Below are 635 nucleotides of genomic sequence, written 5' to 3'. Positions count from 1 at the left end.
GGATCAGGACAGAAGAGGACATCGAAGACTACTATGCTCGGGACAGCACCAGCACCCCGTTGGTGTCCTTTAGGACTCACGTCCAGCCAGAGGAGGAGGATCCAGCGGATGAGGGTGCAAAAGTTGAGGGAGGAAGCGGTCGAGAAGGAAAGAGATGAACACTTCAACACTATTTGGCCTATATTCCCGATAAAGCAGAGGGTGAAGGAGAAGGCCAACACCCCTGCACTCTCGGCCTCCGATGATGACATGAACCTGCTAGATGATGATGAGTCTCCACTGATCAAGGACGGGTCTCCACCACCGACCGGCATGGACATCAACATGGTGTTCGCGTTGCCGACCGAGTTTAGGGGTATCGAGGAGGAGGTCGCTCAGATGTTTCTCAGCCCTAAAGAGGTCATGTTTGAGAAGCCCGAAGAGTCAAGCCAGCACTTGAAGCCATTGTACATCTGGGGCCACATCGACAGGAAGCCAGTCTCTAGGATGCTCATCGATGGTGGCGCTGCTGTCAATCTGATGTCGTACTCCATCTTCAAGAAGCTTGGAAGGGAGGAAGACGAGCTCGTGAAGACTAACCTTACGATTAACAGTGTGGGGGGCAACCCGATGGAGGATAGGGGTGTTATTTCCAT

At 53.1% G+C, this 635-nt stretch carries 1 protein-coding gene; it reads left to right on the top strand.

Annotation, left to right across the window (positions count from 1 at the left end; translation table 11 throughout):
* Positions 1–108: 108 nt before the first annotated feature.
* On the top strand, positions 109–635 hold a 527-nt coding region (locus tag ACQY8X_RS21015), incomplete at its 3' end, for a retropepsin-like aspartic protease (protein WP_428037077.1).

Source organism: Amphritea sp. (assembly GCF_050300915.1).
Classification (GTDB): domain Bacteria; phylum Pseudomonadota; class Gammaproteobacteria; order Pseudomonadales; family Balneatricaceae; genus Amphritea.
This window is presented reverse-complemented; position numbering and strand designations above follow the sequence as displayed.